Source organism: Collimonas rhizosphaerae (assembly GCF_038896935.1).
Lineage (GTDB): Bacteria > Pseudomonadota > Gammaproteobacteria > Burkholderiales > Burkholderiaceae_D > Collimonas > Collimonas rhizosphaerae.
The window spans coordinates 40,563-54,095 of sequence record NZ_JBANDC010000021.1 but is presented as its reverse complement, the minus strand read 5'-3'; the positions used below and the strand labels follow the sequence as shown (position 1 = coordinate 54,095).

Below are 13,533 nucleotides of genomic sequence, written 5' to 3'. Positions count from 1 at the left end.
TTCAGTGGAATTCTGTGGGGCCGGCATATATGTAGGCATAAGCGCAGGCAAGGCGCGAGGAATTGCTGACAGCGTCAAATTCGATCGGTGGCCGAAACCGCCGACAAGTCATGCTGGCCGTGCTGGCGGAAATACGCGCGTGCATTGCTGACATCGCGCGTAATCGCGGCGGTCAGGGTCGGCAAATCGACATATTTCTCTTCGTCGCGCAGTTTTTGCAAAAACTCGACCTGTATCAGCTTGCCGTAGCAATCGCCGGTAAAGTCGAGGATATAACTTTCCAGCAGCACCCGGCCGCTGTCGTCCACGGTGGGGCGGATGCCGATGCTGGCGACCGCCGGCAAAGGCCGGTCGGCCAGGCCATGGACGTTGACCACGAAGATGCCGGACAGCGCCGGCAGTTTATGGTTGACGCGCAGGTTCAGGGTCGGGAAGCCGATGGTGCGGCCGAGCTTCTTGCCATGCACCACATGGCCCGAGATGGAGTACGGATGGCCCAGCAGCGCCCGTGCGTGGCTGAAATCGCCGGCCGCCAGTGCAGCGCGCACCGCCGACGACGATACCCGTGCGCCGTCGTTCATGACAGTCGGCAGGGTCTCGACCTGGAAGCCATATTTCTTGCCGGCCTCGATCAAGGTCGCGATATTGCCGGCGCGGCGGGCGCCGAAGCAGAAATCTTCGCCGACCATCAGCCATTTCACATGCAGGCCCTCGACCAGTACTTTCTCAATGAAATCCTGGGGCGACATGGCGGCAAAGCTGGCGTTGAAATGTTCGACGATCACGCGGTCTATGCCGGCCTGGGACAGCGACTGCAGCTTGTCGCGCAGGTTGGCGACACGGGTCGGCATATTGCCCGGCTGGCCGGCGCGCTGCGCAAAAAATTCGCGTGGATGCGGCTCGAACGTCATGACCGCGGCATCCAGCCCCAGTTCAGTGGCAGCCTTGCGGACGTGCGCGAGCAGCACCTGGTGGCCGCGATGCACGCCGTCAAAGTTGCCGATAGTGAGCGCGCAAGGCGCACGCGATTCGGCGTTGGGAAGTCCGCGAAATACCTTCATTGAAGTGACCGGAATATTTATTGCCAAAACCCTGCATTATAAATGCTTTCGGCCTCTTGCCCCTGCACGGAAGTCGAACCGCAGCGGATTGCACGATTTTTAATTGATAAAACAGCCATTTTATTGAATTTTGGATACTGAATCAGGAATCCGGGATTGCCATGGCCAAAAAAAATCGCCCCGGAGGGCGATTTTTCTCAATCAGAAATAGCCTGGTTTTGCTTAGGCTGGTTTGTTGCCGCCCAGGAGACCGCCCAGCAAACTGCCGAGATCGACGCCGCCAGGAGCAGGGCTGGCTTCGCCGTGCGGCGTCAGCTTGTCCACCAGGCCAGGCAGGATCTCCGACAGGTGGCCGGCTGCTTCTGCTGGCGAAATGCCTGCCGCTTGCGCCAGTTCCTGCAGGTGGCCGCCGCCCAGCGCCTGTTGCACCTGGTCTGGCGAGATAGGCTGGTTTTGGCCGGTGCCTATCCATGACTGCACCACCGAACCCAGGCCGGCGCCTTCCAATGCACTGAGCAGGCCGCCGCCGGAACCGGCGTCCGCTCCGGCAGCCTGGCCCGCACCACCACCTTGCAGCGCTTTGAGCAGCATCGGCAATGCAGCCTGGATCAACAGGGCTTGCGTGTTATTTCCACCTGCTTGCTGTTGGCCGCCGCCACCGATTGCGCCAAGTACCGAATCCAGCAATCCCATAATATTCTCCTGAGTAAATAATGCGTCAATAATGAACGCGTGATACAACGTCAGCCGTCGAGGCAGGTTGCTGCTCTGTAAATACAAAGCAGTTGAGAAGATCGATCTTACAACGGGCTAAGGGCTTTGAGTAGTTGCGCAACTGAAAACGATTGTGTCTTGACTGCGTTTACCATTCTAGCCAGCGCTTATATTTTTGCTTAGAACAAATTGTAGGATCGATAGAGGCAAGCGCCGGGTTGACGAAACTACATCTCGCCCCAGATCGCGTTGATCGCGGCCAGCGCCGCCAGGCCGGCGGTTTCGGTGCGCAGGATCCGCGGTCCCATCGACAACATCAGCGCGCCTTGGCTGCAGGCCAGGTTTTCTTCGGCTTCCGTGAACCCGCCTTCCGGCCCGATCAGCAGCGCCAGCGCCTGCGGCGGCTGGTGGCGCGCCCAGTCCGACAGCGATTGCTCGCCGCGCGGCGACAGCAGGATGCGTTTGTGCAGGTCCTGCTGTTGGACCCAGTCGTTGAAAGGACTGAGGCTGGACAGGGTAGGCAGGCGGTTGCGGCCGCTCTGTTCGGCGGCGGCGACGATCACCGCTTGCCAGTGGTTCTGTTTCTTCTCGGCGCGCTCGCTGTTGAGGCGCACTACGCAGCGCTGCGCCGCCAGCGGCTGGATTGCCGCGACCCCGAGTTCGACGGCTTTTTCGATGATCCAGTCCAGTTTCGACGACTCCGGCAGCGCCTGGGCCAGCGTGATCGCATACGGCAGCTCCGCCTCGCGCGGCGAGAAAGTCTTGATCTCGACACCGACGCGCTTTTTTTCAATGCTGCTGATGGTGGCGGTGTATTCGCCGCCTTCACCGTTGAACAGGGTGACGGGCGCCGCCGGCCCCAGCCGCAGCACCAGCAGGTGGTGGGCGACGGCTTCCGGCAACGCCAGCTGCTGGCCGATTTCGAGCGGGGTAGGAACGTAAAAACGAGGCACGGAAAATCCTTAATCAATAAGTCATGCAGGCGGCATTCAACAAGCCCAGGCCAAGACTTACTGTACCAAGAAAGACGCCGGATGCGATCTTGTTTTCGGGAATATCGGCCAGCAGCGTCGGCAGCAGCAGCTTGACGATCAGGAAAGCCAGCAACTGCACCACCAGGGCCACCACACCCCACACCAGCATGTCGAGCAGGTTGACGCTGTTCGCTATGGCTGACGCCAAGGCCGCGATATAGCCGAGCAAGGCGCCGGCCAGGCTGGCGGCGGCTGCGTGATTGCCGGCGCGGATCAGGCGCAGTTCATGATAGGGCGTGATGAAAATATACACCACGAAAAATATCGCCACCAGCAACAGTGCGAGTCCGAAGTGAGACAGGAAGGCCGGCAGGCCGACGGGGAGAAAGTTCATAAGATCAGTGCTCCTGGTATCAAGGGGAGGGAACGTGCTTCAAATTTGCTGTTTGATCGTCAGTCGACAAAATAATGCGGCACAAAGCGGCTGGTGTCCTTGGTGATCAGCGACACGTCTTCGCGGATGCCGATGCCGGCCGGGGTGTCGCCTACCACCCAGGAACCGACCGAAGTGTAGGCTGGCGTGATGCCGTCGTCGAATTTCGGCTGCGCGGCAAATGCCTGGTAGATATAGCCCTCGGCGCCATATTGGCCCGGCTGGTGGTGGACTTCGCCGCTGGCATAGATCGTGATGTTTTCGCCCTCGCGCGAATACAGCGGCTTCTTCACAAAATCGCCGCTGATGTGCCAGGCGTCGAAGAACGCCGGCAGCAGGTTGGGGTGGCCGGGAAACAGTTCCCACAGCACCGGCAGGATGGCCTTGTTGGACAGCACCATCTTCCAGGCCGGTTCGATCAGGCGCAGCGGCCGCGCCAGCAGGTGTTCGGCAAACGCTTCGCGGCACAGCCATTCCCACGGATAAAGCTTGAACAGGTTGTCTATCTTCAGGTCGAAGTCGTCGACAAATTCCGCGTGCCGGTCGTCCCAGCCGATATGTTCGATGGCTAGCTGCTTGGTGGCGAAACCAGCCTGGATCGCGGTGTCGCGCAGGTAAGCCAGGTTGCCTTCGTCTTCCTCATGGCCGCCGATGCAGGCGAAGTGCAGTAAGCCTTTGCTGTGATGGTCGCGGGCCAGGGTTTGCCACTGGGCGATCAGTTTTTCATGGAGGGAGTTGAACTGGTCCGCTTGCGGGAACACGTCTTGCAGCCAATACCATTGCGCCACGCTGGATTCCACCAGCCCGGTCGGGGTATCGGCGTTGTACTCCAGCATTTTGGGCGGACTGCGGCCGTCCCAGGACAAGTCGAAGCGTCCGTACAGGGAAAATTCTTTTTCGCGCCAGCTTTCTTCGACCAGCGCCCAGAACGGCTGCGGAATGGCGAACTGTTCCAGCCGTTCGTGCGCGATCACATGCTCGACCGCCTGCAGCGCCATCTGGTGCAATTCGCTGGTGGCGTCTTCGACCGCATCGATCTGCGCCGCGGTGAAGCGATAGGCGTAGCGCTCGTCCCAATACAGGTCGTCGATCGAGTGGTAGGTAAAACCGAGCGATTCGAATTGTTCTTGCCAGTTGCTGCGCGGCGTCAGGCTTTCGCGAATCATGTTCAGCCGCCGGCGGACGAAATGTGGGCGCCGCCGAAGCCGCCGCGCGACACGCTGCGGCCGACCGAGTGGTTGCTCTCGCCGCCACTGCCAGTCAAGCCAAAACTGTTGCCGCCGCTGCGTGCGCTGCGTTGCGCGCTTGCGCGTTCGCCTTCGTCGTAACTGGGACCGTAGTAGCGGCCGTAGTAAGTGCCGCCGTGGCTGCCTCCTGAGCTGCCGCCCGATGCCGGCTGGCACAGCTCGGGACGTCCCCAGTCTTTCTTGCAATCGTCCTGGCTGGCGTATTCGTCGCGCGCCTGTCGTGGACTGCAGCCTGCGATCAGCGCCGAGGCCGCCAGCACCAGCGGCACGGCGCGGCTCTTGCGGGCCGGTGGCGCGGCAGTTTCGGGGATTTGCTTCAAAAGACCGGTGGTTGGCAAGACGCTCTCCATATCAGGCAACGATGAATTTGCAGCAACATGCTAGTGAACTGTAACAACCAATTCAGAAGTGCCTGTCACGTACCCGACCCGCATGGCGGCGTTGCACATGCTCGCAATAGCTCGCTATTGCTCCGCTGTGCGCCTTGCCCTGCGTGCCGGGTACGCGCCCTTCACTCCTGAATCGGCTGTTACAGTCCACTAAGCGCCCAGATTCTGCACGAAATTGGGTAAGGCGAATAGTGCCGAATGGACATTTTCGTTGTAGTACTGGAGTTCGCCCAGTGCTCTTTCCCGCAAGCGGCTTGCCGCCGCCCGGCTGTCCAGCTGCAGCGGATCGAGGCTGTCGCTGGCAATCGCCATGCCCCACAGCGCGCCATACAGCGGCACGTGCACGGTATAGGGATGGACTTTGCTGAAGACGCTGCCGAGACGCTGGCGCAGCAACGCGAATCGTTGCGGGTGGTGGAACGGGCTGCCCAGGTGCATCACCAGCGCGCCGCCCGGGTTGAGCAAGGCGCGGCAGGCATGCAGGAATCCGAGGGTGTAGCAATCGGCTGCCAGCGCGCCGCCGTCGGCGCCTTGCGGATCGGTCAGGTCAAGCAGGATCAGGTCGTAACGCAGGTTGGCAGCAGCGGCGGGCGCCGCTTCCTGTACGTAGGCAAAACCGTCCTGGGCGACATGGCGCAGCCGCGCATCGTCCAGCGCTCCTCGATGGACCGATTGCAGGTGCTGGCGTGCCGCCTGGATCACCGCAGGATCTATTTCGCACAAGGTCAGCTGTTCTATCGACGGATGCTTGAGCAGTTCTTCGCTGCTGCCGCCGTCGCCGCCGCCGACGATCAAGGCGCGGCGCGGGTGCGGGTGGCTGAGCGCGGCCGGATGGACCAGGCATTCGTGATAGAAAAATTCGTCGCGCTCGGAAGTCATGTAGGCGCCGTCCAGCCGCATCACTTTGCCGAATTCGGCGGACTCGGCGATTTCTATGCGCTGGAACGGCGATTGCAGTTGCACCAGCGGCGGCGCCAGTTGCGTGCCGTAGGCGGTATGGGGCGTGAGCTGCTCCAGCGCCAGGGTCTGGTTGTCGGCGCCGCTGCCGCGTTGCAGGCGGTGGGTTTGCCGGCGGGCCGGCGCGAAGCCGGCGACCAGGGCGTTCAGCAAGCCGCTGGCCTTGGCGCTGTTGTCTTCCGTGAAATTGCAGACATACACGTCCAGGGTCACCGCCTGGCGCTCGGGCCAGGTATGGATCGCCAGGTGCGATTCGGCCAGCAGCAAGGCGCAGGTAATGCCGGCGGCGCTACCGTCGGCGGCCTGGAACGGATGGAATTTTTCTCCGACCACGGTCAGCCCCGAACGCAGGGTTTGTTCCATGACGAACTCGCGCAGCTGGATCGGGTCTAGCAACAAGCCCGGGGAGCAGCTGCAGTCGTAACAGTCAGCCGTCAGATGTAAACCTTGCATGGTGCGATCAATGGAAAAATATTGGGGACAGGTGATTGGATGTGAGAATTGCAACAAAACAACGCGATCCGGCTTCGGTGCGGTCACGCGCTTCATGCGGTGCGGCAGCATTTTACCGCCCCAGCACGGGAGAGATGCGCCGATTTGAACCGGAATCGACTGCATTTTGGTAAAATACCGGCCTTTGTGGGCTGTTTCCCTGCTTTTCGCCCGCCAACCGCTTTCCAACCGATCTTCAACTGCTGCCTACCTGCTCACACCATGACTTCCACACTCCCGACTACCAAGATGGCCAATGCAATCCGCGCGCTGGCAATGGACGCTGTACAGAAAGCCAACTCCGGCCATCCCGGCATGCCGATGGGCATGGCGGAAATCGCAGTCGCCTTGTGGGCCAAGCACTACCGTCATAATCCGGCCAATCCGCACTGGTTCAACCGTGACCGGTTTGTGTTGTCGAACGGTCATGGTTCGATGCTGCAGTACGCCTTGCTGCACTTGACCGGCTACGACCTGCCGATAGACGAACTGCGCAATTTCCGCCAGATGCATTCGAAGACGCCGGGACATCCTGAAGTCGACGTCACGCCAGGCATAGAAACCACCACCGGTCCGCTCGGCCAGGGCCTGACCAATGCGGTCGGCATGGCGCTGGCGGAAAAACTGCTGTCGGCGGAATTCAACCGCGCCAATTTCCCGGTGGTCGACCATTACACCTACACGTTCGTCGGCGACGGCTGCCTGATGGAAGGCATTTCGCACGAAGCCTGTTCGCTGGCCGGCACGCTGCGCCTGTCGAAACTGATCGCGCTCTACGATGACAACGGCATCTCGATCGACGGCCACGTCGAAGGCTGGTTCAAGGACGACACCCCGATGCGTTTCGAAGCCTACGGCTGGAACGTGATCCGCGCCGTCGACGGCCACAATGTCGAAGCTGTCAGCGCCGCCATCCACCAGGCCAAGCTGTCCGACAAGCCGACCCTGATCTGCTGCAAAACCGTGATCGGCAAGGGTTCGCCGAACCTGGCCGGCACCGACAAGGTGCACGGCGCGGCATTGGGCGACAAGGAAATCGCCGCTGCGCGCGAAGCCCTGGGCTGGACTTACCCGCCGTTTGAAATCCCGGAAGACGTCTACGCCGCCTGGGACGCCAAGCCGCAAGGCAAGCAGTTCGAAGGCGACTGGAACGCGCTGTTCGCCGCTTACGCTGCCGAATATCCGCAGCAGGCCGCTGAATTCACGCGCCGCATGAAGGGCGAGCTGCCAGGCAATTTTGAACAGGTCGCGAGCGACTATGTCGCCAGCTGCGTCGCCAAGAAAGAAACCGTCGCTACCCGCAAAGCCAGCCAGAACGCAATCCAGGCGCTGGCGCCGGTGCTGCCGGAATTCCTCGGCGGTTCGGCCGACCTGACCGGTTCCAACCTGACCAACTGGAAAGAATCGGTGCCGGTCCGTGCCGACCAGCCGGGCAACCACATCAACTACGGCGTGCGCGAATTCGGCATGAGCGCCATGATCAACGGCATCGCCCTGCACGGCGGCTACATCCCGTTCGGCGCTACCTTCCTGACCTTCTCCGACTACAGCCGCAATGCACTGCGCATGGCGGCGCTGATGAAGATCCGTTCGATCTTCGTGTTCACCCACGATTCGATCGGCCTGGGCGAAGACGGCCCGACCCACCAGTCGGTCGAACACGTGTCGAGCCTGCGCCTGATTCCGCAGCTGGACAACTGGCGTCCGTGCGACACGGTTGAATCGGCGGTAGCATGGGAGCAGGCGGTAAAACGCAAGAACGGCCCAAGCACGCTGATTTTCTCGCGCCAGAACCTGCAATACCAGGAGCGCGATGCGGCACAGATCGCCGCCATCAAGCGCGGCGCTTACATCTTGAAAGATGCGCCGGACGCCAAGGCAATCCTGATCGCTACCGGCTCCGAAGTGGAACTGGCGATGCAATCCGCGGCAGCGCTGGCCCAGGAAGGCATTGCAGTGCGCGTGGTGTCCATGCCTTGCGCCGATGTCTTCGACCGCCAGGAAGCGGCCTACAAGGCCAGCGTATTGCAGCGCGGCCTGCCGCGCGTGGCGATCGAAGCGGGCGTGACAGCGTTCTGGCACAAGTATGTCGGCCTGGAAGGCGCGGTGGTCGGCATCGACACCTTCGGCGAATCGGCTCCGGCTCCTGTGCTGTTCAAGCATTTCGGCTTCACTGTTGAAAACGTCGTCGCCAAGACCAAGTTGATACTGGCATGAATGTAAGAGAAGTCAAGAAGGCCAAGGGTCTCGACATCACCAACATCGTTGGCGATGTCGTCATCCGCCGCGCCACGGTCGCCGATGCGCCGGTGATCGCGGCAGTGCGCATCGACAGCTGGCGCGCCACTTACCGCGGCATCATTCCAGATGACTACCTGGACGGCATGAAGGTTGAAGACAGCACCGCCATCTGGAGCCGCATCCTGTCGGCGACGTCGAGTGCGGCCAATGTGTTCGTGGCCGAAGTCGATGGCGAGGTGCTCGGGTTTGCAGCCGGCATGACGCTCAAGGAAGCCAAGCTCGGCTACGACTCCGAGCTGACTGCCATTTATCTGGAACCGTCGGTGCAGCGCGCCGGCATCGGCCGCCGCCTGGTGGCCCACGTGGCGGCAACGCTGGCCAGCGCCGGCGCCAACAACATGCTGGTGTGGGTGCTGGCGGAAAACCGCCAGGCGCGGCAGTTTTACGAAATGCTGGGCGCCGAGCTGCTGGTGGAGCAGCCGTTCAGCTGGGACGGCCTGGATTTGCAGGAAGCCGGCTATGGCTGGCGTACCATTAGGGTCAGTTGAAACGTGTGTGATGTAGTTGCAATAAATTCATTGTTAATACCTTAGGAGAAAAGCATGACTATCCGCGTCGCCATCAATGGCTATGGCCGCATCGGCCGCAACATCCTTCGCGCCCATTACGAAGGCGGCAAAAAGCATGACATCGAGATCGTCGCCATCAACGACCTCGGCGACTCAAAAACCAATGCCCACCTGACCCAGTACGATACCGCCCACGGCAAGTTCCCTGGCACTGTCACGGTCGACGGCGATTTCATCGTGGTCAACGGCGACCGCATCAAGGTGCTGGCGCAGCGCAACCCGGCCGAACTGCCATGGGGCGAGCTGGGCGTTGACGTCGTGCTGGAATGCACCGGCTTCTTCACCACCAAGGAAAAGGCCAGCGCCCACATCAAGGGCGGCGCCAAGAAAGTCATCATCTCGGCGCCTGGCGGCAAGGATGTCGACGCCACCGTCGTGTTCGGCGTCAACCATGGCGTGCTGAAAGCCAGCGACACCGTGATCTCCAACGCTTCCTGCACCACCAACTGCCTGGCGCCGCTGGTCAAGCCGCTGAACGACAAGATCGGTGTGCTGAACGGCCTGATGACTACCGTTCACTCCTACACCAACGACCAGGTGCTGACCGACGTCTATCACGAAGACTTGCGCCGCGCCCGTTCCGCCACCATGAGCATGATCCCGGCCAAGACCGGCGCTGCGGCTGCGGTCGGCCTGGTGCTGCCTGAGCTGAACGGCAAGCTGGACGGTTTCGCGATCCGCGTGCCGACCATCAACGTTTCGCTGGTCGACCTGTCGTTTGTCGCCGCGCGCGACACGACTGTCGATGAAGTCAACGCGATCATGAAAGATGCCTCGGAAAACGGCGCCTTGAAGGGCCTGCTGACTTACAACGTCGAGCCGCTGGTGTCGGTCGATTTCAACCACAACCCGGCGTCGTCGAATTTCGACTCCACGCTGACCAAGGTTTCCGGCCGCCTGGTGAAGGTGTCGAGCTGGTACGACAACGAGTGGGGTTTCTCGAACCGCATGCTGGACACCACGGTTGCACTGGTGAACGCCAAGTAAGACCTTGGTTTTGCTTGGATGATGAAAAAGCCCCGCTCATTAACTGAGCGGGGCTTTTTTGCGTAGGATCGGCGCAGTCTCCTCACCGTGGCTTTATGTCCGGCCGCGTGAGTGCGGTATACTGGTTTATGTTGTGAATATTTTAACTTAATCCGAGAGCCCGTATGACAGTTAGCGTACGCAGCCAGGGCGATTTTGAAACGATTGCCCGTTCAACGATTCCCTCCGATCTGGAAGTCCTGAGGGCTTTGCTTGAGTCTGAGAGGATACCGGCGTTTGTCGTCGATGGCGGCATCAACCAGGTGTATTCCTTGCTGGCGGTCGCCACCGGCGGGGCTCGCTTGCAGGTGGCGTCCGAGCACGTGGAGACGGCCAGGCAGATCCTGACGGCTTTCGAATCCGGGCAGCTGACGTTGGACGACGAAATTGTCGGTGAAGAGCGCGCTGCTCCGCCGGACAAGCGCAGGGGCCGTGCCCTTATCATCATGCTCATGAAATTACTGACTGGGTAGCGTTTAAAACCCTGTTTTCATGAGCCGGCGATCTTGAAAATCTCGGTCCACAATTGTTTTACTACGGAGATTTCCGCGGCTATGCGGCTCGCCGCCACGCGCGCCCGTTCCTCTCCCTGCAAACGGCCCTGGTGCTGCAGCTTGCGGAAAGTCCGGTAAGCGTCGGCTACTGCGTGAGCCAGGCCCCCATCAATCAGTCCGAGTTCCCCGCACAGTTTCAGCAAGGCGATATTGCCGATGTCTGCGGTCAGCTGCGGGTAGGCGGCGGCATGGCGCAGGATCAGGAATTGCACCAGGAATTCGATGTCGATCATGCCGCCGGCGTCGTGCTTGAGGTCGAAACGGTCGCTGCGGTTGGGATGGGCGTCGCGCATTTTCTGGCGCATTTCCAGCACTTCGCTTTGCAGCCTGGCGGCATCGCGCTGCTGGCTTAGCACTTCCACGCGCAGGGTTTCGAAGCGTTCGCCGATCGCGGCGTCGCCGGCGCAGAAGCGGGCTCGGGTCAGGGCCTGGTGCTCCCACAGCCAGGCCGATTCGCGCTGGTATTTCTCGAATTTGCCGAACGACGATACCAGCAGGCCGCTGGCGCCGTCGGGGCGCAGCGCAATGTCGATGTCGAACAGGATGCCGGCCGGCGTATGGCTGGTCATCCAGGTGATGAAGCGCTGCGCCAGCTTGGCGTACAGGGCCGGGCCATCCTGGTCTTCATCCTCATACAGGAACACCACGTCGAGGTCGGAAACATAACCGAGTTCCTTGCCGCCCAGCTTGCCGTAGGCGATCACGGTGAACAGCGGCGTCTCGCGGTGGCGGCCGGGCATCATGTTCCAGATCGCCTGCACGGTGGCGGCGACCAGGATGTCAGCCAGGATCGAAAGGTGGTCGGCTAGCGCCTCGACGCTGAGCACGCCCTCCAGGTCTTGCGCCAGCAGGCGGAACTGCTGGGCGTGGTGCATTTCGCGCAGGATGTCCATCTGGCGTTCGGTGTCGCCGGGAGCGGTGTCGAGCTGGCGCTTGCATTCCTGGGCGAACACCGGCCAGTCCGGTGCGGCATTCAGGCTGCGCGGATCCAGCAGCTCGTCCAGCAGGATCGGGTGCTGGGTCAGGTATTTGGCGGCCCAGTCGCTGGCGCTGATCATGCGGATCACGCGATGCAGGGTGGCGGGATATTCAGTCAGCAGCGCCAGGTAGGCGGCGCGCCGCACGATCGCCTCCAGGAAATCCAGCAGGCGGTTGAGGGTAGGCAGGTGGCGCTCGGGTTCGGGGATGGCGGCGACCACCGGCAGCGCTGCGTTGACCAGCGCCAGCAGGCGCGTGCGGCTGGCGGCCGGCAGGTTTTGCACGCGCGTCGATTGCCAGGTGGTGACCAGCCGTTGCGCCGCCGCCGAGGCGTCGGAGAAGCCGCAATGGGTCAGCACCAGCGCAATCGTTTCGCGGCTGTCGGTTTCGCTCAGCGTGTGCAAGGGATTGTCGCACTCATCCCAGTCTTGCTGGCTGGGGCGGCTGTGCTGCTTGTCCTTGAAGATGTCGTCGAACTGGGCATCGACCAGGGTCCGGTGCTTGTCGAGTTCCTGCATCAATGAGGCCACGTCGGCAAAACCCATGGCCTGGGCGATGATCAGGCAGTCGGCGCCGTTGGTGGGGAAGGTATGGGTTTGCGCATCGTCCAGGTATTGCAGCCGGTGTTCCAGGTTGCGCAGGAAATCGTAGGCTGCCAGCAGCTTGTCCACCACTGCGGCGTCCAGCAGGTTCTTGGCCGCCAGGGTGCGCAGGGTGGCGCGGGTCGAGCGGTCGCGCAAATCGCCATCGCGGCCGCCGCGGATCAGCTGGAACACCTGCGCCAGGAATTCGATTTCGCGGATGCCGCCGCGTCCCAGCTTGACGTTATTGCTGCGCTCAGGATGCAGCGCTTCCAGGCGTTTCACTTCCGAGCGGATTTGCGCATGCATGGAACGCATGGCGTCGATCGAGCCGTAATCCAGGTAACGCCGGAACACGAACGGACGACTGATGTTGGCCAGGGTGGCGATATCTTCCGGCCGCCCGGTCAGCGCGCGCGCCTTGCACCAGGCATAACGCTCCCATTCCCGGCCCTGGGTCACCAGGTAGGTTTCGACCATGTTGAAGCTCGCCACCAGAGGCCCGGAAGCGCCGTTCGGCCGCAGCGCCATGTCGACCCGGAAGGTGAAGCCGTCTTCGGTGATCTCGGACAATGCACCTATCAGTTTCTTGCCGAGGCGGGTGAAGAATTCATGGTTCGACAATGAGCGCTGTTCTGCGCTTGTAGTCTGCGTATCGCCGTCTTCCGCGTACGTGAAGATCAGGTCGATGTCGGAGGAAATATTGAGTTCGCAGCCGCCCAGCTTGCCCATGCCCAGCACCAGCAACTCCTGGGGCTGGCCCGATTCTTCGCCCAGCGGCGTGCCATGCAGCGCCACCAGGCCTGCGGTCAGCGCCGCCAGGTGGGTTTGCACTGCAAATTCGGCGAAAGTGGTGATGGCGCTGACCACTTCGTCCAGGTCGGCCAGCCCGCGCAAATCGCGTTCGATCAGGGTGCATACCAGCAGGTTGCGTAGGCGGCGCATGGCGCGCGGTAACGGCATGCCGGAATCTGTTTCTTTTTGTAACAAGTGCTTAAGCAGCGTCTGGTCGACGGTTAATCTTGTCAACGGCTTGGCCAACTCTGCGACCTGTCCGGCGCGTCCGGCTTCGGCATTCACCCAGCGTGCAAAATAACGCGAGGCGGCGGTGCTGCTTAATAGAGATGGGGTCACGGGGATGAGATCAGGGATTGAAGGGTAAATGGCGCAAAATTCAAAGAAAATAGCAGGGTTTTCGACGGTCTTTTTGTTTTTTTAGCTATGCGCGGGCATGATCCATGCGAACATATGGCTTGG

General features: G+C 61.4%; 12 protein-coding genes. 4 read left to right on the top strand and 8 right to left on the bottom strand.

The annotated features are described in order from the left end of the window. Positions 1-74: 74 nt before the first annotated feature. The 7 genes from V8G57_RS22650 to speE form a co-directional block, all read right to left on the bottom strand. Positions 75-1,061 (bottom strand): bifunctional riboflavin kinase/FAD synthetase, encoded by a 987-nt coding sequence (locus V8G57_RS22650; RefSeq protein ID WP_092401220.1) that lies wholly within the window; start codon positions 1,059-1,061, stop codon positions 75-77. A 222-nt stretch (positions 1,062-1,283) separates the two neighbouring features. Further along, positions 1,284-1,754 carry a YidB family protein gene (locus V8G57_RS22645; protein ID WP_092401217.1) on the bottom strand — a complete coding sequence of 157 codons (471 nt, stop codon included), beginning with the start codon at positions 1,752-1,754 and terminating at the stop codon, positions 1,284-1,286. Positions 1,755-2,002: 248 nt separating this feature from the next. Next, positions 2,003-2,728, bottom strand: coding sequence for a 16S rRNA (uracil(1498)-N(3))-methyltransferase (locus V8G57_RS22640; protein ID WP_092401214.1), 726 nt, complete (start codon positions 2,726-2,728; stop codon positions 2,003-2,005). A gap of 13 nt (positions 2,729-2,741) precedes the next feature. Further along, on the bottom strand, positions 2,742-3,143 hold the full coding sequence (locus tag V8G57_RS22635; RefSeq protein ID WP_092401211.1) for a DUF350 domain-containing protein: 402 nt from the start codon (positions 3,141-3,143) through the stop codon (positions 2,742-2,744). Between the two features lie 59 nt (positions 3,144-3,202). After that, positions 3,203-4,348 (bottom strand): glutathionylspermidine synthase family protein, encoded by a 1,146-nt coding sequence (locus V8G57_RS22630; RefSeq protein ID WP_342831316.1) that lies wholly within the window; start codon positions 4,346-4,348, stop codon positions 3,203-3,205. 2 nt (positions 4,349-4,350) lie between these two features. Then, the gene (locus tag V8G57_RS22625; protein ID WP_139220165.1) at positions 4,351-4,767 is read right to left on the bottom strand and encodes a hypothetical protein; all 417 of its coding nucleotides are present in this window, start codon (positions 4,765-4,767) and stop codon (positions 4,351-4,353) included. A gap of 201 nt (positions 4,768-4,968) precedes the next feature. Next, positions 4,969-6,228, bottom strand: a complete 1,260-nt coding sequence (speE, locus tag V8G57_RS22620; RefSeq protein ID WP_342831315.1) for a polyamine aminopropyltransferase — start codon at positions 6,226-6,228, stop codon at positions 4,969-4,971. Positions 6,229-6,489: 261 nt separating this feature from the next. On the opposite strand from speE, the gene tkt reads away from it, so the two are divergent. The 4 genes from tkt to V8G57_RS22600 all read left to right on the top strand — a co-directional run bounded on the left by tkt (position 6,490) and on the right by V8G57_RS22600 (position 10,636). Next, positions 6,490-8,484: a transketolase gene (gene tkt / locus V8G57_RS22615; RefSeq protein ID WP_342831314.1), complete on the top strand. Its 1,995-nt coding sequence runs from the start codon at positions 6,490-6,492 to the stop codon at positions 8,482-8,484. Then, positions 8,481-9,056, top strand: coding sequence for a GNAT family N-acetyltransferase (locus tag V8G57_RS22610; RefSeq protein WP_342831313.1), 576 nt, complete (start codon positions 8,481-8,483; stop codon positions 9,054-9,056). Before tkt ends, V8G57_RS22610 begins: the two co-directional genes overlap by 4 nt. 54 nt (positions 9,057-9,110) lie before the next feature. Beyond that, positions 9,111-10,124 (top strand): type I glyceraldehyde-3-phosphate dehydrogenase, encoded by a 1,014-nt coding sequence (gene gap, locus V8G57_RS22605; RefSeq protein ID WP_014007231.1) that lies wholly within the window; start codon positions 9,111-9,113, stop codon positions 10,122-10,124. A gap of 164 nt (positions 10,125-10,288) precedes the next feature. Further along, complete coding sequence (locus V8G57_RS22600; RefSeq protein ID WP_342831311.1) at positions 10,289-10,636, top strand: putative signal transducing protein; 348 nt, start codon at positions 10,289-10,291, stop codon at positions 10,634-10,636. A 17-nt stretch (positions 10,637-10,653) separates the two neighbouring features. Here V8G57_RS22600 and glnE read toward each other — a convergent pair whose 3' ends face one another. After that, positions 10,654-13,410, bottom strand: coding sequence for a bifunctional [glutamate--ammonia ligase]-adenylyl-L-tyrosine phosphorylase/[glutamate--ammonia-ligase] adenylyltransferase (gene glnE / locus V8G57_RS22595; protein WP_342831310.1), 2,757 nt, complete (start codon positions 13,408-13,410; stop codon positions 10,654-10,656). Positions 13,411-13,533 lie beyond the last annotated feature (123 nt).

Excerpts from the sequence above, each read along its gene's own strand:
- V8G57_RS22650 (WP_092401220.1), bottom strand. The coding sequence starts at position 1,061 with ATGAAGGTATTTCGCGGACTTCCCAACGCCGAATCGCGTGCGCCTTGC.
- V8G57_RS22645 (WP_092401217.1), bottom strand. The coding sequence starts at position 1,754 with ATGGGATTGCTGGATTCGGTACTTGGCGCAATCGGTGGCGGCGGCCAA.
- V8G57_RS22635 (WP_092401211.1), bottom strand. The coding sequence starts at position 3,143 with ATGAACTTTCTCCCCGTCGGCCTGCCGGCCTTCCTGTCTCACTTCGGA.
- V8G57_RS22630 (WP_342831316.1), bottom strand. The coding sequence starts at position 4,348 with ATGATTCGCGAAAGCCTGACGCCGCGCAGCAACTGGCAAGAACAATTC.
- speE (WP_342831315.1), bottom strand. The coding sequence starts at position 6,228 with ATGCAAGGTTTACATCTGACGGCTGACTGTTACGACTGCAGCTGCTCC.
- tkt (WP_342831314.1), top strand. The coding sequence starts at position 6,490 with ATGACTTCCACACTCCCGACTACCAAGATGGCCAATGCAATCCGCGCG.
- V8G57_RS22610 (WP_342831313.1), top strand. The coding sequence starts at position 8,481 with ATGAATGTAAGAGAAGTCAAGAAGGCCAAGGGTCTCGACATCACCAAC.
- gap (WP_014007231.1), top strand. The coding sequence starts at position 9,111 with ATGACTATCCGCGTCGCCATCAATGGCTATGGCCGCATCGGCCGCAAC.
- V8G57_RS22600 (WP_342831311.1), top strand. The coding sequence starts at position 10,289 with ATGACAGTTAGCGTACGCAGCCAGGGCGATTTTGAAACGATTGCCCGT.